The 17,516-nt window shown below is 58.2% G+C and carries 15 protein-coding genes and 2 pseudogenes; 12 read left to right on the top strand and 5 right to left on the bottom strand.

Annotated features, from left to right (window positions below; all coding sequences use genetic code 11):
- The first annotated feature begins 227 nt into the window (after positions 1-227).
- Complete coding sequence (locus HMPREF2724_RS02775) at positions 228-599, top strand: Rieske (2Fe-2S) protein (RefSeq protein WP_061925459.1); 372 nt, start codon at positions 228-230, stop codon at positions 597-599.
- 73 nt (positions 600-672) lie between these two features.
- Here HMPREF2724_RS02775 and HMPREF2724_RS02770 read toward each other — a convergent pair.
- Positions 673-1,727, bottom strand: a pseudogene (locus tag HMPREF2724_RS02770) (NADH:flavin oxidoreductase/NADH oxidase).
- 28 nt (positions 1,728-1,755) lie between these two features.
- Between HMPREF2724_RS02770 and HMPREF2724_RS02765 the strand changes: the two are divergent.
- Together HMPREF2724_RS02765 and HMPREF2724_RS02760 are read left to right on the top strand one after the other, a co-directional pair.
- Positions 1,756-2,715, top strand: a complete 960-nt coding sequence (locus tag HMPREF2724_RS02765; RefSeq protein WP_061925461.1) for a bile acid:sodium symporter family protein — start codon at positions 1,756-1,758, stop codon at positions 2,713-2,715.
- Positions 2,712-3,023, top strand: a complete 312-nt coding sequence (locus tag HMPREF2724_RS02760; protein ID WP_061925465.1) for a hypothetical protein — start codon at positions 2,712-2,714, stop codon at positions 3,021-3,023. Before HMPREF2724_RS02765 ends, HMPREF2724_RS02760 begins: the two co-directional genes overlap by 4 nt.
- 20 nt (positions 3,024-3,043) lie before the next feature.
- Here the strand turns inward: HMPREF2724_RS02760 and HMPREF2724_RS02755 are convergent, their stop codons facing one another.
- From HMPREF2724_RS02755 to HMPREF2724_RS02740, 4 genes are read right to left on the bottom strand one after another with little or no spacing between them, the layout of a single operon-like run.
- The gene (locus HMPREF2724_RS02755; protein WP_061925468.1) at positions 3,044-3,376 is read right to left on the bottom strand and encodes a branched-chain amino acid transporter permease; all 333 of its coding nucleotides are present in this window, start codon (positions 3,374-3,376) and stop codon (positions 3,044-3,046) included.
- The gene (locus HMPREF2724_RS02750) at positions 3,376-4,080 is read right to left on the bottom strand and encodes an AzlC family ABC transporter permease (RefSeq protein ID WP_061925471.1); all 705 of its coding nucleotides are present in this window, start codon (positions 4,078-4,080) and stop codon (positions 3,376-3,378) included. The genes HMPREF2724_RS02755 and HMPREF2724_RS02750 overlap by 1 nt, the downstream gene beginning before the upstream one ends.
- A gap of 17 nt (positions 4,081-4,097) precedes the next feature.
- Complete coding sequence (locus HMPREF2724_RS02745) at positions 4,098-4,694, bottom strand: YqgE/AlgH family protein (protein WP_061925474.1); 597 nt, start codon at positions 4,692-4,694, stop codon at positions 4,098-4,100.
- A gap of 3 nt (positions 4,695-4,697) precedes the next feature.
- Positions 4,698-6,101, bottom strand: coding sequence for a CCA tRNA nucleotidyltransferase (locus HMPREF2724_RS02740; RefSeq protein WP_061925477.1), 1,404 nt, complete (start codon positions 6,099-6,101; stop codon positions 4,698-4,700).
- 28 nt (positions 6,102-6,129) lie between these two features.
- Here HMPREF2724_RS02740 and HMPREF2724_RS02735 point away from each other — a divergent pair, with 28 nt between their 5' ends.
- From HMPREF2724_RS02735 to HMPREF2724_RS13065, 9 genes and pseudogenes are all read left to right on the top strand, one after another.
- On the top strand, positions 6,130-6,714 hold the full coding sequence (locus tag HMPREF2724_RS02735; protein ID WP_061925480.1) for an NUDIX hydrolase: 585 nt from the start codon (positions 6,130-6,132) through the stop codon (positions 6,712-6,714).
- Positions 6,711-8,720, top strand: coding sequence for a DUF6049 family protein (locus HMPREF2724_RS02730; protein ID WP_070587005.1), 2,010 nt, complete (start codon positions 6,711-6,713; stop codon positions 8,718-8,720). Before HMPREF2724_RS02735 ends, HMPREF2724_RS02730 begins: the two co-directional genes overlap by 4 nt.
- Before the next feature lie 8 nt (positions 8,721-8,728).
- Complete coding sequence (murJ, locus tag HMPREF2724_RS02725; protein WP_070587002.1) at positions 8,729-11,905, top strand: murein biosynthesis integral membrane protein MurJ; 3,177 nt, start codon at positions 8,729-8,731, stop codon at positions 11,903-11,905.
- A 157-nt stretch (positions 11,906-12,062) separates the two neighbouring features.
- A complete protein-coding gene (locus HMPREF2724_RS02720; protein WP_070587000.1) occupies positions 12,063-12,590 on the top strand; it encodes a YceI family protein in 528 nt (175 codons plus the stop codon).
- Between the two features lie 214 nt (positions 12,591-12,804).
- Positions 12,805-15,288, top strand: a complete 2,484-nt coding sequence (gene pepN / locus HMPREF2724_RS02715) for an aminopeptidase N (protein ID WP_070586998.1) — start codon at positions 12,805-12,807, stop codon at positions 15,286-15,288.
- Positions 15,289-15,370: 82 nt separating this feature from the next.
- On the top strand, positions 15,371-15,910 hold the full coding sequence (locus HMPREF2724_RS02710; RefSeq protein WP_062036523.1) for a sigma-70 family RNA polymerase sigma factor: 540 nt from the start codon (positions 15,371-15,373) through the stop codon (positions 15,908-15,910).
- Between the two features lie 142 nt (positions 15,911-16,052).
- Positions 16,053-16,979 carry a thioredoxin-disulfide reductase gene (gene trxB, locus HMPREF2724_RS02705; RefSeq protein WP_062036520.1) on the top strand — a complete coding sequence of 309 codons (927 nt, stop codon included), beginning with the start codon at positions 16,053-16,055 and terminating at the stop codon, positions 16,977-16,979.
- A 5-nt stretch (positions 16,980-16,984) separates the two neighbouring features.
- On the top strand, positions 16,985-17,314 hold the full coding sequence (trxA, locus tag HMPREF2724_RS02700; RefSeq protein WP_070432478.1) for a thioredoxin: 330 nt from the start codon (positions 16,985-16,987) through the stop codon (positions 17,312-17,314).
- Positions 17,315-17,376: 62 nt separating this feature from the next.
- A pseudogene (locus HMPREF2724_RS13065) lies at positions 17,377-17,516 on the top strand (N-acetylmuramoyl-L-alanine amidase); the annotation flags it as partial.

Here is a 17,516-nt window from a genome sequence, read left to right as displayed (position 1 = left end):
AGCCCTCGCGCTGCGGGGGCTATTTTCATAGAGTTTCATAAAGACACAGTGACGTTAATTAACAAATCAGATAGTCTAAGGACTTATCGTCATGAGTGACTTTAAGATTGGCAACTAATGTCAGCCGAAAATGGGGAGTATAAAGAATTTGTTTATTCCAAGACTTGGCCTCACCGACCGAAAGGAAACTGAGCCGATTTTCCGAAAGAATGCGATAGGGTAGACACATGACTCAGTGTTCACGTCGCATCTTCCTTCTCGGCTCCGCAACCACCTTCGCGGGCGCCTACCTTGCCGCATGCGGTAAGGAACCAAGCGCAGAAATCGCAGCCACCGAGGTTCCGGTCGGCTCGGCCGTCATTGTAGACAAGGTCATTTTCGCGCAACCCAAGAAGGGTGAGTTTAAAGCATACTCGCAGACTTGCCCACACCAGGGCAGCCTAATCACCCAGATCGAGGAGATGACGGCAACCTGCACCACGCATTTTACTTCCTACAACCTGGAAGACGGCTCCGTCATCGACGGCCCTGGAACCAAACCGCTAACCGAATATGACGTCGAGACCGAGGGCGACAAGGTTAAGAACGTCTCGGCTTAAGGCCAAAAAGAGCGAGTGTTTCACGTGAAACACTCGCTCTTTTGATTAATAGCGCCAAAACATTAAGACACAATCACCGAGCGCGGCTATAGGAGGGGAGCGCCTCCAACGGTGAACCGAGTTCTTCAGCAGCGCGTCGCGGCCAATAGGGATCCTTCAGAGCGGCACGGCCAACCTCAATGACATCGGCACGATGGGCAGCAAGAATTTCTTCGGCGTGCTGCGGCTCAGTAATGAGGCCAACCGCCGAAACCGGCAGGCCCGCTTCACGAACCTTAGTGGCATAGTCCACCTGATATTCAGGTCCAACCGGAATGTCGGCATGCACGTTGCCGCCGGTAGATACGTCAATCAGGTCGACCCCACGTTCACGCAGCTGCACAGCAAGGGTGACGGTGTCCTCGACATCCCAGGCTGGACGATCAAAGATCCAATCGGTGGCAGAGACACGCGCGATAAGCGGCATCTCCTCAGGGATGACGGCACGCACTGCGTCGACAACCTCAAGGGGAAGGCGCAAACGGCTTTCTAGGCTGCCGCCATAAGCGTCAGTACGCTGATTGCTTAACGGGCTCAAGAAGTTGTGCAGCAAGTAGCCATGCGCCATATGGAGCTCGATTGTGTCGAAGCCAGCCTCGACGCTGCGCTTTGCCGCGGCGGCAAAGTCTTCCACCACGCGCGCAATGTCGGCAGGAGCCATCTCCCGTGGAACCGCATAGTTGGGATAAGCGATGGGCGAGGGGCCTAGAGTTTCCCAGCCACCTTCGGAGACGGGGACGGAGCCGCGTGCATAGCCGGGCAACATCGGATAGGTGGAAGCCTTGCGCCCGGCATGGCCCAGCTGAATGCCGATGCGAGCATTAACGCTATGCGCGAAGTCGACGATTTCCTTCCACTTATCGCGCTGCTCATCAGTCCAGATACCGGCGCACTGCGGGGAGATGCGGCCTTCTGGGGAGACGGCGGTGGCCTCTACGATGCTGAGGCCAAAGCCGCCAACAGCATGTGAACCATATGCCAGGGCTGAGGTACGCCTTGTACTGCCTGATACTGGCACATCGGCGGCATCCACACGCGGTTGGGAAACTCGACGCCGCGCAAGGTTAGCGGAGTAAATAGCTTAGTCATGATCACATGCTACCGATAGGATTTGTTCATGACTTCGCGCCTCAAGAAGATAGATCCGCTCATCTTGCTCATCGTCTCCGCGGTAATAGTCGCTATTATTTTCCCAGCCAGGGGAGGATTTGCCGCAGTCTTCGACTCGTTAACGAACATCGTTATTGCGCTGCTATTCTTCCTCTATGGTGCTCGTCTTTCTACTGCGGAGGCACTGGCAGGCCTGAAGAATTGGCGCTTACATTTAACGATCTTGGCTTTTACTTTCGTGGCCTATCCGTTGCTGGGATTAGCACTTCGCCCACTTACGGCATTCATTTCACAGGACATGTATCTGGGCATCCTGTTCCTGACGCTGGTGCCATCAACAGTGCAATCCTCGGTGGCCTTTACCTCGGTGGCGAAAGGAAATGTCGCGGGAGCCATCGTGTCTGCCTCGGCCTCAAACCTAGTCGGAGTCGTCCTAACTCCTTTGTTAGTCATGGCGCTGATGGGCGCGGGAGATGGCATATCGGTAGACGGGGGAGTCTTCCTGGAGATCAGTCTGCTTCTGCTTGCACCTTTCGTTTTAGGTCAACTCACGCGTCGCTGGGTAAAGGACTTTGCCGCTAACAAAGGCACAAAGATCGTCGACCGTGGTTCGATCACGATGGTGGTTTATGGCGCCTTCTCCAAGGGAGTGGTCGACGGCATCTGGGGCTCAATCAAGATCTGGGAGCTGGTGTTCCTCGTGGCGCTTTCCATCGCGATGGTGGCCTTCATGCTGTGGCTAACGCGCATAATAAGCTCCCACATCGGGTTCGGGCGCGAGGACGTCATCGCCATCGAATTCTGTGGTTCCAAGAAGTCTCTCGCCACCGGGCTGCCCATGGCGTCAGTTATCTTCGCGGCAGGTGGGACCTCACTGGGGCTTTTGATCCTGCCGCTGATGATCTACCACCAGGTTCAGCTGATGATCTGCTCCTGGCTGGCTGCCCGGTATGCTGGGCAGTCATGAGCACCCTGATGTACATCCGCACCACCATGGAGGTCCCGGGCGTCGGTTCCGCCATTCACGTAGCGGAAATGGAAGAAGTAGACGCCGAGACCTGCACCATGCTGCGCATGATTGCGCTCGCGCCAAACGACGCCGTGGCAGGCGCCGCCACCCCAAATAAATCGGTGGGAAACGCCGACATCCCGCAATCCACGGTGCCGCACCCAAACACCTACGACAATTACCCGAATATCAGCGCGGAGCATGTCTCCGAAGAGGATTTCACGGCACTGTGGACCGAGGCCTTGGCGCTCTACGGAGACCTATAGGACGCTTCGGCGTGGAAGCGTTAGAAGACGAAGTTAACTAAAAGCACGTAAGCGGCAGTTCCGCCGAAGATCGAGAAAGCGGAGCTCTTTCGCCACCAGTGCAGCCCGGCAGTAATCGCCACACCAATCAAGGCGGCGAGGATTCCGCCGGGCGCTTCTTTTTGTCCGTAGACGGTATAAACCACCAGCACGGTCATAACGCCCACCGGCATGGTCATACCGAGTAGGCCGATGAACTGACTGCCTTTCAGCGCCTTGATGAAGGAAAAGGGCAGCTCACGCAACAGCAGAGTAACGACGCAGATTGGCAACAACACCGCCGCTACCATGGACAGACTTACGCCTGCTGGCATTAACGCTCACCCCTTCGCAGAATCATTGCGGTATCCAGACGCGGAGAGAAGTGACGCATCAACAGCAGCAAGAAATAGGCTGCCAGTGCGACCATGAGAACCTGCCCAGGAAACAGCACCGCGGAAAGAATGCCACACACTGCTGCGGAAAGCGGCAGAGAGTAATCCTTGTTGTTTTGGAAGGCATCCATGGTCAGGACGACGAAGAGCGCCACGAGGGCGAATTCGAGGCCCTTGATATCCGCGGGGATAACCTGGCCGGCAAGAGCGCCAACGATTCCGCTGCACACCCAGGAGGACTGAATCAGGCCCTGAATAGTAAGGATGTGTGGGCCGCTAACTTCCTCATCCTTGGGCTTGGAGGAAACGATGGCATAGGCTTCGTCGGTTAGCGCATAAGTGGCATAGGCGCGGCCCAGACGACTGTGGATGTTATCTCGTGGGAATGTAAGCCCGTAGAAAATATGGCGGAAGTTAACCATGAAACCAGTGACCAACGAGGCAATTGCACTAGTGCCTGCCGTAACCATATTGATGGCGAGGAACTCCATCGAACCCGCATAAATAACGGTGGAAAAGATGGGAGCCCACCACCAGTCGTAGCCGGTTTGCACAATCAGGATTCCGAACGCGAGTCCAAGCGGTACGAGTCCTAAGGCTACCGGCGCAGTATCTTTCAGACCTTTAAGAATCTCCTCACGCATGCGCAAATACTAGATCATTAGTTGTCATTAATATTCGCCGGGTATGTGGAATACAAAGGCAGCGGCATAGGCTGACGCTTCATAACATCGCCCCACAGGTCAGCGGCACCGGGAGTGAGCACGTCTTGCGCAAGCGCCGGAGCAACATACCAGTCGCCGCGATCAATTTCTTCCGATAATTGGCCAGGGCCCCACTCCGCGTAGCCGGCGAAGAAACGCGCGCCGTCGACAAGCTCAGCGATCTCCTCGGGCTCGGCACGCAGATCCACGTGCACCAGGCGCGGGGCAAGCTTATTGAGCTGTGGCTCCTGCTCGATGCGCACGCCCTGCTTAGTCATGCCAAGCGCTATGACGGATTGCTGATTCATCGGGCCACCGATGTAGAGCGCCTGCGGCTTAGCCACGAGGGGCAGCCACTCAGGAAGCACGTTGAACACGGCCACTTCGGAGCGCTTGGTCAGATCGACGCCGAAGGTCATCACGTCGTTGTGCTCGATCACCAAGATCACCGAGCGAGCGAATTCAGGAGAAAGCATGCCCGGTGCAGCGATCAAAAGCTGGCCGGGGGCGGGCTCGTTGCGCTCTAGGGCGTTGAAAAGTCTATCGGCATACATTACTTACCTAGACTCCCACCACTGACGCAGCTTCGCAATAGCAACCTCGCGCCCCAGCGGGCCTTCCTCCAAGCGCAATTCCTTAAGATAAGACCAAGCTTGGCCAACCTCCGGCCCGGGCTGCAGGCCGAGGATCTCCATGATCTCGTTGCCGTCGAGATCCGGACGCACCTTGGCCAGATCTTCCTTCTTAGCGATCTCCGCGATGCGTTCTTCCAAGTGATCGTAAGTGCGCTGCAGGCGGCGAGCCTTCTTTTCGTTGCGGGTAGTGCAATCGGCGCGCACGATCTTGTGCAGGCGAGGAAGGAGATCGCCCGCGTCGGTGACGTAGCGGCGCACGGCGGAGTCGGTCCATTGGCCTTCACCAAAGCCATGGAAGCGCATGTGCAGGTAGACCAGCTGGCCGATGGCCTCGGTGGTGGCCTTGGGGTACTTCAACTTGCGCAGGCGCTTGCGCACCAGCTTCGCGCCGACGACCTCGTGGTGATGGAAGGTCACCTTGCCGTTGGTGGTATCTCGGGTATCGGGCTTGCCGACGTCGTGAAGCAAGGCTGCCCAGCGCAGGATAAGGTCCGGCTCTTCCTCCTGATCGATGGCCTGCCGCAGCACGGTCAGCGAGTGGACATAGACGTCCTTGTGCTGTGCATGCTCATCGGGCGCCATACGCAACGCCGGGATCTCGGGGAAAACATGATCTAGGATTCCGGTATCAACGAGCAGGTCAATGCCCGTTTCCGGGCGCTTGCCCAGGATCAGCTTATCCAGCTCTACCTGCACGCGTTCGACGGTGATACGGCGGATCTCGCCGGCCATTTCTTCCATCGCGGCCTTGACGCGATCTGCCACCTGGAATTCCAGCTGCGAGGCAAAGCGCGCAGCACGCAGCATCCGCAGCGGGTCATCGTGGAAAGAGATCTCCGGTTTATCAGGAGTATCGAGGATCTTGTTTTGCAGATCGCTTAGGCCACCCATCGGGTCGTGGAACTCAAATCCATCTTCCTTGAGCTCGATGGCCATAGCGTTGACCTTGAAGTCGCGGCGGACCAGATCGCCTTCGAGGGTGTCGCCGAAGACTACCTCGGGGTTACGGGAATCCCCATCATAGGAATCGGAGCGGAAAGTGGTGATCTCGATCTGCTGGCCTTTATAGACGGCCGATACAGTGCCGAAGTCGATGCCGGTATCCCAGACCTTTTCGGCCCAGCCTTCCAAGATCTCCTGGACCACCTCGGGACGCGCATCCGTGGTGAAGTCAAGATCGTGGCCGAGGCGCGACAACAACGCGTCACGCACAGAGCCGCCGACTAGATAGAGCCGGTTTCCGCGAACACGAAATTGCTCTGCGAGGCCACTGAGCGAGGCTAGAGTCTTTTCAACGCCGTTTAGCTGAGTGTCCTGAAAATTCACGGGTGTGAGTCTACTACGATTAACCAGGATGACTAAGCACGAACAAGGCTCGGGCAGACGGCGTCGCCGCCGCCGTCCGGAAAGACGCCCCCAGCGCAGCTCCGCCACGCACATGACCACGCGTGACGAGACTTCCGCAGGCGGACTTGTCGTGTCCGGACTCGCCGAAGCCGTCGATGGGGACCAGGTAGATCTGTCCCGTATCTATGTGGCGCTCATCGGGCGCCTCGACCGCCGCGGCCGCCTGCTGTGGTCCATGCCGAAGGGGCACGTGGAAAACGGCGAGGACAAAAACGTCACCGCTGAGCGTGAGGTCTGGGAAGAAACGGGTATTCACGGCAAGGTCTTCGCGGATCTTGGAATGATTGATTACTGGTTCGTCTCTGAGGGCGTGCGCATCCACAAGACGGTGCATCACCACCTGCTGCGCTTTGTCGACGGCGTCTTGAACGACGAGGACCCAGAAGTCACCGAGGTCTCCTGGATCCCGGTCTCGGAGCTCATCGAGCACCTGGCTTATGCCGATGAACGCAAGCTGGCGCGCATCGCGCACGATCTGCTGCCGGATCTGGCCCGAAAGGAAGCCGCCGCAGGAAAGGCGACCCCACGGTGAAGCGGCTGGCAGCACTGATCCTCGCGGGAGCATTGGCTGCCCCGATTCCTGCGCAGGCGCAGACCACGCAGACCACGTCGTCGGGCACGCTCGACTTCGACATGCTCACCGAGTCAACCGAAGACGGAGTCATGTCCGCGACCTTCCGGATCCATAATCCGACGGAAGAAGAGATCGAGGATCTGCAGATAACGAGTCGGCGCAGCGATGCCATTTCGACCACTGCGCAGGCCCAGGAAGAGCTGGCGGCGGGCACCTACCCGTACTACGGGGCGTCGACAAGCGCAGGCAGCATTGGCCCAGGGGATACCAAGGAAGTGACGATCAAAGCACCGCTTTCTTTGGGGCAGGAGCCCACGCTCGCAATGACGGAGCCGGGCAATTCCCCGCTGCTTTTCACGCTGACGGGTACCCAGGATGGGCAAGCCAATAGCTTTGCCGAGGAGCGCATGATCTTTGATTTCAATGCGCCGGTGGAAAATCGTCACGCCCTGACGCTGATCTACCCGATCACCGCGGACATAAACATCGTGCCTGGTGAGACCGGGGGAGAGTCCCTCATCTTGAGCGATGATCATCTGGCCGAAGAGCTGCGTGAGGGCGGCCGGCTGGATAAGTTGCTGGACTCCTACCTGGATCATGATTTAAAGGGTGCGGGCTGCGTGGCTTTGGATCCTGCGCTGGTGGATACGGTGAACCGCATGGCCGATGGTTATACGGTCAATTCCACGCGTCCTTCAATTGCGGAGCGCCCCAAACGCCTGCGCGACTCTTGGTTTAGGGATAAATCCGAAGAGCGCGGCGAGAAGGGCAGCGGTTCCGCGGATGCGAAGGCGTGGATTGAGCGCCTCAAGCAGATCGATTGCACGATGGCGCTGCCGTGGGGCAACACCGATATCAATGCGGTAGCCCACATTAATAATCAGTTCTTGACTAATGAGGCGATCGACCGCCACTTCGATGATCTGCTGGGCAAGCCGACGTCGACGCTGCTGCTTCCCGACGCCGGGTATGTCACCCAGGAGTTTTCACGCCCGGCTCTGGTGGCCGATAACACCGGCTGGTCTGGTAAAGCTGCAACTTTCAACGCCTCGCTGGGAGCGCTTCTGGATCCGAAGGCGGGCTACGGCAACCCGTATCTGCGCCACGATGAGGCAGAGAACTCTGCGCTGGCTGAGGCGCTGAGCAGCGCGGCATCGCTAAGCATTGCGGCAAGTGAAGAAGATGTGGTGGCCAAGCTGCCCAATAACCTGAGCCCGGAAAAAGGCCAGAAGGTGCTCGAGACCGCGGCGCGGCTCATCGAGCATGACAAGGTGCAGCCGCGCCCAGTGACGCAGCTGCCGTTGGAGGAGACTGAACGCCCGTCGGGCTCGCCTTATGAGGATGAAAATGCCTACAGCGACACGGATATCGTGCGCGTGGAGCAGCAGGCGCGTTATACGGATGCGCTGACCAACATCATGGTCAACGACCCGGCGATTGCGATGACGCGCTATGAGTTTACGCTGCCGCTGCGCCGCGACCTGCTGTTGGCGCTGTCCCGGGACTTTGATTACCGCCTGTCCAAGCAATCTGAGATGCTGCGCACTCTGCGTTCTTCGGTGTCGCTGATCCCACCGGGCAACGTCTATACCCGCGTCTCGGATTCATCGCCGCTGCTCATCGTGGCGGAAAATGGACTGCCGCTGCCTGTCGACGCCTCGCTTATCTATGAGTCCGACGACGCATCTCTCAACACTCCGTCGCGCGTGCGCATCCCAGCAAAGGGTTCCATTACGGTAACCATGACCGCAGATATGCCGGACGTCGACCGAACAGACATCAGCTTGTGGTTGGCCACGCCTAACCAGCAGACCATCTCCGAGCCGATAAATATCGCTGTTCAGACTCGTGCCGGTATCGTAAGCGTGTACGGAGTCGGCGCCATTGCCGCTCTTGCTCTCATTTTGACCCTGCTCTTTCGGCTGGGCCGTAGAAAAAGAAAAGTTCGAAAAAGAGATAGTTAGTTCCTTTTATGACTAATGAATATGGCTCCCGCCGTCGCATCGTGACGCCGACGCCACCGGCACCTGTGCCGGAGAAACGGATCGAACCCGTCCAGGTCGTTCCGGAAGAAGACAAGTCGACGCTGCGTGGCTCTCACCACGAGCAGGAGGCAGACTCCAATAGCTCGATTGTCCGCGCGACAGGCACCATGGCGATTGCCACGCTATTTTCGCGCATCACTGGCTTCCTGCGTCAGATGCTCATTGGCGCAACCCTCGGCGAAGTAGTCGGAACTGCCTTCGGTACGGCAAACCAGATCCCTAACCTCATTACTGAGATTGTCCTGGGCGCCGTGCTGACTTCTTTGGTGGTTCCAGTTTTGGTTCGAGCCGAAAAGGAAGACTCGGATAACGGCAGAACCTTCGTGAGAAGGCTGTTTACCCTGGCGATGTCGATACTTGCGGTGGTGACGATTTTGTCGATCGTTTTCGCGCCACTGATTACCAGATTGATGGTCCCGGAAGACAGTAAAGTTAATGCCTTCCAGGCCACGTCGATGGCGTATCTGTTGCTTCCACAGATCCTCTTCTATGGTCTATTCGCGCTCTTCCAGGCGATCCTGAATACGAAAAATGTATTCGGGCCGGGCGCTTGGGCGCCGGTTATCAACAACGTCATTTCCATTACGGTGCTGTTGATGTACCGCTTGCTGCCGGGCGAGCTGGATCCGACGGCAGCTTCCCCCGTGACAGATAAGCACGTCATCTTGCTTGGCTTGGGCACCACGTTGGGCGTGGTAGTCCAGTGCCTCATCTTGGTTCCCTATCTGGTTAAGGCCAAGATCGATCTGCGCCCGAAGTGGGGAATCGATCATCGCATCAAGCAGTTCGGCGGAATGGCGTTGGCGATTATTGTCTACGTTGCCATTTCCCAGGCCGGCTACATTGTCACTTCCCAGGTGGCTTCCTACGCCGACCACGGCGCGATGTTGGTCTATCAGAACGCATGGCTAATGCTGCAGGTGCCTTATGGCGTCATCGGCGTCACGCTGCTGACCGCCATCATGCCGCGGCTTTCGCGCAACGCAGCGAACGGCGATGTCGAAGCCGTGGTGCGCGATCTCACGCTGGGTTCGAAGCTGACGCTTATCGCTCTTATTCCGATCGTCATCTTCATGACCGGCTTCGGTATTCCAATCGCCCGCGCGCTGTTCCAATACGGCGCTTATGGCGCATCGAGCGCAGAGCAGCTCGGCCTGACTATTAGCTTCTCCGCGTTCACGCTCATTCCTTATGCGCTCGTGCTGTTGCACCTGCGCGTCTTCTACGCCCGTGAGGAAACCTGGACGCCGACCTTCATCATCGCCGGCATTACGGCCACCAAGATTGCGCTGACCCTGCTTGCTCCGATGGTCGCTGACTCCACCGACCGCGTGGTCATCCTGCTGGGTACCGCGAACGGCTTCGGCTTCCTCTCCGGTGCGGTTATCGGCGGCTTCCTGCTTAAGCGCAAGCTGGGCAGCCTGGGCGGCCGCGAACTGCGCACCACCGTCATCTGGTCCACCCTGGCCGGTGGCATTGGCTTGCTCGCAGCAACCGCCCTCCACTGGTGCTTCAACCGCGTCTTGCCGGACAGCATTCCTTCCATCGTCTACTTGCTCGAAGTAGCGTTTCTGGGCGTTGTATTCGTGGTCGTGGCCGGCATCGTGCTTTCGCGTTCCGGCTTGCCAGAAGTCATCAACTTGGGCCGCCAGCTGCAGCGCATTCCGGGCATGTCGAAGATCATCAAGATCGAGCACGCCGAAGCCATCGAGATCGAAGAACCGGAGGTGCGAGAGATTCAGCCGGTCTACACGGCAGACGCATTCAACTCCTCGCCGGTTCCGCCACCGATGTCTGCTGGCATTGTCCGCGGCCCGAGCCTGGTGCCGGGCGCTCCGGTCTCTGATGGCCGCTTCCGCTTGTTGAAAGACTACGGCTCCGTCCCCGGTGCCCGCTTCTGGAAGGCCCGCGAACAGTCCTCTGGCAGGCTCGTCTCTCTGACTTTCGTGGACACCACTGGTGAGGCTCCGCTGGCACCGGCCACCCCGGCGGTAGCTGCCCGCCGCTCGGCTGAGATCTCCCGCAATACCCGCAAGCTCAGCGAGCTTCATCTTTCGGCGATTGCATCAAACATCAAGATCCTGTCCTATCGTCAGGGCTGCCTCGTAGTGGCTGACTGGATTGAGGGCACGCCGTTGAAGACGGTTGCAGAAGACCACAACCTGGATCCAAAGGCCGTCGCACGTGCTCTGGCTCCGCTGGTTGCTGATATCGCTACGGCCCACGAAAACGGCTTGGTGTTGGGTCTGGATAACCGCAGCCGCGTGCAGATCGGTACCGACGGCGTCGCAAAGCTGGCTTTCCCCGCTGTGCTGGAGCGCAACACGGAAGAAACCGACCTCGATGGAATCAACTCCACGATCACGTTGTTGACCGAGGCCGCGGGTTCCAGCGAGCTGCAAGAAATTGCCGATTCCGAAGACGGACTGGCCGAGCGCGCGCAGAAGCTTGAGGAGTTCGCCAAGGAGGACGCGGAGCTCGAAGGCGAGGGCGAAGCACCTGAGGTCCACAAGCTCGACGTTCCGGAAGAAAAGGTTGAACAACCAGAGGCCATCCCAGGCTTCGGCGGCCGCGGCTACTCGGGATCGGGCGCGATTGTGCTGGGCGTCTTTGCCACGGTCTTCGTGGTGTTGATGGCGGCGCTGACGGCGTGGATCATGTCCCTGGTGGGCGATGACTCGCCAGTGTCGAAGCCTTCGACTTCGGTAACGAGCTTCCCGAATACGCCGCCCGTGTTGCTGAAGGAAAAGGAAGCCTTCACGGTTCCGGATAATAAGCCGCAGAAGGCGCTCATTGATGGCAAGACAGCTGACCGCGTCAACGTGGAGGAAGGCGCGCTGGTCACCCTTGAGAAGAAAACGCAGTTGCACGTGCTGCAGCTGAGCCAGTACGGCGCCACGGGAAACAAGTTCACGATTTATGGCGTCGACATGGCCGACTTCGATCCGCAGGACCCGGAGGGCACCGAGCTGGCCGAAGGTAAGCTGAGCTCTTCCAAGCAGGACATCGAATTAGAGAAGGTCCAGGAGGGCTTCGACGGCGTGCTCATCATGTTTGACGGCAAGACGGCCGTCTCAGAGATGCAAGTCGTTGGATTGCCATAATTTTATTCACGATTCAATAGCGCCATCATGCCTGCTTAGGCATGGTGGCGTTTGTCTTTGAAAATAGTAGTTTTACTTAAACCGTTGACTATTTCAAGACGACAACTAGAATCAATGTTGTCACATCAACAAAAGCGAAACTTTTTAGGAGAACACCATGTTCGCAGGCACTTACGCAATCGACCCAGCACACTCCACCATCGGCTTCGTAGCTCGCCACGCAATGGTCACCAAGACCTGCGGCAAGTTCGACGAGTTCGAGGGCACCATCACCGTCGCTGAGAACATCGCTGATTCCAAGGCGGAGGCCACCATCAAGGCCGCTTCCATCAACACCGGCAACGAGGACCGCGACGCACACGTTAAGGGCGATGACTTCTTCAGCGCCGAGCAGTACCCAGAGCTGACCTTTAGCGCTACCTCCTTTGACGTTGACGAAACTGGCAACGGCACCGTTACAGGTGACCTCCCCATCAAGGGCACCACCAAGCCGGTCACCCTGAACGTCGAGGCAGAGGGCCTGGCAGAGGATCCATTCGGCAACACCCGCTTCGGCTTCGAGGCAACCACCAAGATCAACCGCACCGACTTCGGCATCGACTTCAACGCACCGCTGAAGACCGGCGGCGTGCTGGTCTCCGAGGAGATCAAGATCGAGCTCGAGATCTCCGCCATCAAGCAGTAAGAAATTTGCGGCCAAATTTGGCCCGGCTAGCAGCCATAAACCCCATCACCGATAACGCGCCCAAAGTGCGGTCGATGTTGGGGTTTAGTCATGCGCCCACAATGCTCTCCCGCAAGGTTCCCCCACAAGGTCCTTGCACCCGCCAAGCCGAAACAATCAGACCAAGCAGATAAAAACGGAGTCGCGGGGCACGGCAATCCCTAAAATAAGCGACATGGCTAACACGACCTCCCGCAAAACCGCGAACCTCACACAGGCTGAAGCGCAGGCCCGCAGTGCGGCGCTGCAGATTTCCGCTTATCACTTGCACCTTGATGTCAACAGCGCGCCTACCTCGGCGGAGACATTTGAGGTAACTTCCCGCATCACCTTTACGACTAACGCACCTGAGACCTTCGTGGATTACTTGGGCGATAAGGTCCGTTCCGTGCGGCTAAACGGCACGGAGGTGGAAAATACCTTTGATGGTGGGCGCATCTACCTGCGCGATCTTCCGGTAGGCGAGGAGATCAGCGTGGAGATCACGGGCTCCTCACGCTATTCGCGCACCGGTCAGGGCCTGCACCGCATGCAGGATCAGGCCGATGGGAATACCTACCTTTACTCGCACCTTGAGCCTTCCGACGCCCGCCGCATCTTCCCATGCTTCGATCAGCCGGATCTCAAGGCGAATTTCACGGTAACGTTGAGCGGCCCAACAGGCTGGCAGCTGCTTTCGAACCAGCCGGAGGAAAACCGCAGCGAGTCCGGCGATTCCGTGAGCGTCACCTTCGCATCCACTCCGCTGCTTTCTACCTACCTGACCTCCTTTGCCGCAGGGCCCTACGTGTCCAAGCAGCGCACTTGGAACGCGCCGGATGGCACCCTAAGCGCGCAGCTGCGCGCCTTCGCACGTGCGTCGATGGAACAGTACCTCGACGATGAGATCCTAGAAATCACTGCACAAGGCATGGATTTCTTCCACCAGGCGTACAAGTTCCCGTATCCGTGGGGCAAGTACGATTCCATCTTTGTGCCGGAGTACAACCTGGGTGCGATGGAGAATCCGGGCCTGGTGACCTTCCCCGAGACCTACCTCTTCCGCTCCCAGGCCACCCGTGCCCAGCATGCGGGCCGCACCAACACGATCCTGCACGAGATGTCGCACATGTGGTTCGGCGATCTCGTGACACCGAAGTGGTGGGATGATCTCTGGCTCAAAGAGTCATTCGCGGAGTTCATGGGAGCGGATTCCTCCGTCGAGGCCACCGAATACACCGAGGCGTGGGCGAACTTCGCAGGCCAGCGCAAGAACTGGGCTTACCTGCAGGATCAGCTGCCCACCACGCACCCCATCAAGGCCGATATCCCAGACGTGGATGCCGCGCGCCAAAACTTCGACGGCATCACCTATGCCAAGGGCGCTTCCGTACTCAAGCAATTGGTGCACTACGTCGGCCGTGAGAACTTCTATGCGGGCGCGCAGGACTACTTCCAGGCCCATGCTTTCGGCGCTGCGACCTTCGATGATCTCCTGGATGCGCTGAAAAACCACACCGAGCGCGATCTCGACGCGTGGTCTGCAGCATGGCTCAAGACCTGGGGTCCAGACACCCTGACCCCGCAGCTGCACGTAGAAGGAGAAAAAATCACGGAGTTGGCCGTGCTCGCCGAGGCCGAGGATGAGACACGTCCGCACCGCCTCAACGCCGCGCTTTTCGACGCCGATCTCAACAAGTACGCGGTCCTCGACGTCGATGTCGCCGGCCCGCGCACCATTGTCGATGCCGCCTCTGGCCTGGCAGCACCCGCATTGCTGCTGCTTAACGATGGCGACCACACCTATGCCAAGGTGCGCTTCGACGAAACCTCGCTTGCCACCATCCAAGACAAGCTCTCTGCGATTGAGGATGAGCTTTCCCGCGCCGTCATCTGGACCTCCCTGTGGAACCTCACGCGCGATGGCGAATGGCCGGCTCAAAACTACGTCGACACCGTACTGCGGCACGCAGTAGGGGAGTCACCGTCACTGCTGGCCACGGCCCTGAACAATGCGCAGTACGCCGTTAGCCATTACCTGCCGGAATCACCCGACTTTGCCAACCACATTTGGCAGCTGCTGCAGGACGCAGAAAAAGGTACCGATACCCACCTGCTGCTCACGCGCGCGGCCATCGCGGCGCTCGGTGACAGCCCGAAGGACACCAACGAGCGCCTGCGTGCAGTGCTTGACGACGCCACGGATCCCGATATTCGCTGGGCCGCGCTGCGTGCGCTCGCAGCCCGTGAGGCAGTGACGAAGGAGGAGCTGGAAGAAGAAAAGCAGCGCGATAACACGCTGACCGGTGCAGCGGCGTACCTCGGCGTATCCCGTTCCTTCCCAGGGGACAAGCGCGAGGTCTTTGATATGGTCCTGCGACCTGGCGCTTACTCGAATGCCGAGGTCGATTCCCTGCTGGCCGCTTTCAACGCGCCACGTTCGAAGCAGCTCACCGAGCCTTTCGCCGAAGAGTTCTTCACGGTCTTGGACAAGATCTGGCAGGAGCATCCGATCGAAATCGCCAACCGTCTCGTCCGTGGGCTCTACCCAGAGCTGCCTATGGCAGACGCCGCGACAGACGAGTTCCTGCGCATTGAGCGCCCACGTGCCCTGCGCCGCGTGCTGCTCGAATGCCAGGATCACTTGCGCCGCACGCTGCGGGTCAAAAGTGGTCAATAGGAAAGACACAGTTCGCTAGCGCGACTAGATTCCCCTCGGTTAAAACAGGTTCACATACTTGTTGATCCGGGGGGGAATCTACATGTCTGAACGCAGTGATCATGAATTGGTTGAGGCTTTCATCGAGGGGGATAACAAAGCCTTTTCCGTCATAGTAGAAAGGCACCGCGCCCGCCTTACAACTGTGGCGCGCCGTTATACGCACAACGACACCGATGCGCAGGACGTCGTCCAGGAAGCCCTGCTTCGCGCCAGCTGCAATCTGCACAAGTACCGGCGCAAGTCAGCGCTTTCTACTTGGCTGCATCGACTGGTCATGAATTGTGGTTATGACTACGTTAAGCATCGCTCCAACCAGCAAAATTCTTCTCTCGATGTGGACTTCATCGATGATGACCGCAACCATCTGCTTGCGCATAACCCGAACGAGTTCTTGGATGACAAACTGGCAGTCCGCGAAGCCCTAGAGCTGCTGCGCCAAGACCAGCGCGACGCCCTGTATTGGACCGACATTGAAGGCTATGGCATCGCCGAAGTCGCCGCAGCGCAGGGAGTAGCGCCAGGTACTATCAAATCCCGTAGAGCCCGCGCACGTAGCGTGTTACGCAAGGCCATGGCCTAAATAAGGAAATAAGCCTGCGATATTTAGCGTTGCAGGACAGGTCACGTTTAAGCATCAACCCCGTTTCTGATACCCGAATTTAACCATGGCGCGGGTAGGATTTGTGGGGTTAATCCAGCAAAACATTGCAAGGGAGTTTTTAATGACCGTCCACGATGTCGCCATCGTAGGCTCCGGCCCTGCCGGTTACACCGCGGCGCTTTACGCCGCACGCGCTGAACTGAAGCCGATCGTCTTCGAGGGCTTCGAGTACGGCGGCGAACTCATGAACACCACCGAGGTGGAGAACTACCCAGGCTTCCAGAAAGGCATCATGGGCCCAGAGCTCATGGAAGAAATGCGTTCCCAGGCCATCCGCTTCGGCGCGGACCTGCGCATGGAAGTTGTTGACTCTGTCGAGCTGGCAGGGAATATCAAGAAGCTGCACGTTGGAGACGAGGTCTTCGAAGCTCGAACCGTCATTCTTGCCACCGGCGCAGCACCGCGTTACCTGGGCATCCCGGGTGAGGCCGAGCTAGCTGGCCGCGGCGTTTCTGCCTGCGCTACCTGTGACGGCTTCTTCTTCAAGGGCCACAACATCGCCGTCGTTGGCGGTGGTGACTCTGCAATGGAAGAGGCAACCTTCCTCACCAAGTTCGCAGAGACCGTAACCATCATTCACCGCTCCGAGAACTTCCGAGCTTCCAAGATCATGCTGGAGCGCGCAAAGGCCAATCCACAGATCAAGTGGGCTACCAACAAGACCGTAGAGCGCGTTCTCGAGGGCGAGGGCAAGGTTGCCGGCCTGGAGATCAAGGACGCCATCACCGGTGAGGTCTCCACACTGGACGTCACCGCGATGTTCGTTGCCATCGGCCACGATCCACGCTCCGCCTTCCTGGAAGGCCAGGTTGAGCTCAACGAGGGCGGCTACGTCGTCGTTGAGCAGCCTTCCACCAAGACCAACCTGCCGGGCGTCTTCGCCTGCGGCGACTTGGTTGATGACCATTACCAGCAGGCTATTACTGCGGCAGGCTCCGGCTGCCGCGCAGCAATCGATGCGGAACACTTCCTCGCAGAAAGCGTTTAATAATCATGAGCAACGTAACAAGCGTAACCACGGATACTTTCCGTACTGACGTCGTTGAGGCTTCGGCTTCCAAGCCTGTCGTCGTGGACTTCTGGGCTGAATGGTGTGGTCCATGCAAGAAGCTTTCCCCGATTTTGGATGAAGTTGCCAGCGAGTTGGGCGAGGATGTTTCCGTCGTAAAGGTTAATGTCGACGAGGAGCGCACTCTGGGCGGCATGTTCCAGATCATGTCGATTCCTTCTGTGCTGATCTTCCGCAACGGCGAGAAGGTCGACGAATTTGTCGGCCTGCGTTCCAAGTCAGACATCGTGGCACAAATTCAAAAGCAGCTTTAACTGGTAGCCTTATTCACATGCGTCACAGGGCGCACAGTTTTAACACGAGAAAAGGGGTAGGTGTGAATCGCGTTCTGCAGGTCGGTGACCAAAGTGTCCGCGTCGCCGAAGCACGTGCAACCCTCGCCCGTCTCGGCCTCATGAAGGATTACCGAGGCGCACTGTCCGATTGGAAGCAACAAAAGTATTCCGAGACGGAAAA

Source organism: Corynebacterium sp. HMSC071F07 (assembly GCF_001810285.1).
GTDB classification, from domain to species: domain Bacteria; phylum Actinomycetota; class Actinomycetes; order Mycobacteriales; family Mycobacteriaceae; genus Corynebacterium; species Corynebacterium simulans.
Note: the sequence above shows the minus strand (reverse complement) of the source record. Positions and strands in the feature narration are given on the sequence as shown.

Bases quoted from the DNA above. Each gene is read 5' to 3' on its own strand.
- HMPREF2724_RS02775 (WP_061925459.1), top strand. From the start codon at position 228: ATGACTCAGTGTTCACGTCGCATCTTCCTTCTCGGCTCCGCAACCACC.
- HMPREF2724_RS02765 (WP_061925461.1), top strand. From the start codon at position 1,756: ATGACTTCGCGCCTCAAGAAGATAGATCCGCTCATCTTGCTCATCGTC.
- HMPREF2724_RS02760 (WP_061925465.1), top strand. From the start codon at position 2,712: ATGAGCACCCTGATGTACATCCGCACCACCATGGAGGTCCCGGGCGTC.
- HMPREF2724_RS02755 (WP_061925468.1), bottom strand. From the start codon at position 3,376: ATGCCAGCAGGCGTAAGTCTGTCCATGGTAGCGGCGGTGTTGTTGCCA.
- HMPREF2724_RS02750 (WP_061925471.1), bottom strand. From the start codon at position 4,080: ATGCGTGAGGAGATTCTTAAAGGTCTGAAAGATACTGCGCCGGTAGCC.
- HMPREF2724_RS02745 (WP_061925474.1), bottom strand. From the start codon at position 4,694: ATGTATGCCGATAGACTTTTCAACGCCCTAGAGCGCAACGAGCCCGCC.
- HMPREF2724_RS02735 (WP_061925480.1), top strand. From the start codon at position 6,130: ATGACTAAGCACGAACAAGGCTCGGGCAGACGGCGTCGCCGCCGCCGT.
- murJ (WP_070587002.1), top strand. From the start codon at position 8,729: ATGACTAATGAATATGGCTCCCGCCGTCGCATCGTGACGCCGACGCCA.
- HMPREF2724_RS02720 (WP_070587000.1), top strand. From the start codon at position 12,063: ATGTTCGCAGGCACTTACGCAATCGACCCAGCACACTCCACCATCGGC.
- pepN (WP_070586998.1), top strand. From the start codon at position 12,805: ATGGCTAACACGACCTCCCGCAAAACCGCGAACCTCACACAGGCTGAA.
- HMPREF2724_RS02710 (WP_062036523.1), top strand. From the start codon at position 15,371: ATGTCTGAACGCAGTGATCATGAATTGGTTGAGGCTTTCATCGAGGGG.
- trxB (WP_062036520.1), top strand. From the start codon at position 16,053: ATGACCGTCCACGATGTCGCCATCGTAGGCTCCGGCCCTGCCGGTTAC.
- trxA (WP_070432478.1), top strand. From the start codon at position 16,985: ATGAGCAACGTAACAAGCGTAACCACGGATACTTTCCGTACTGACGTC.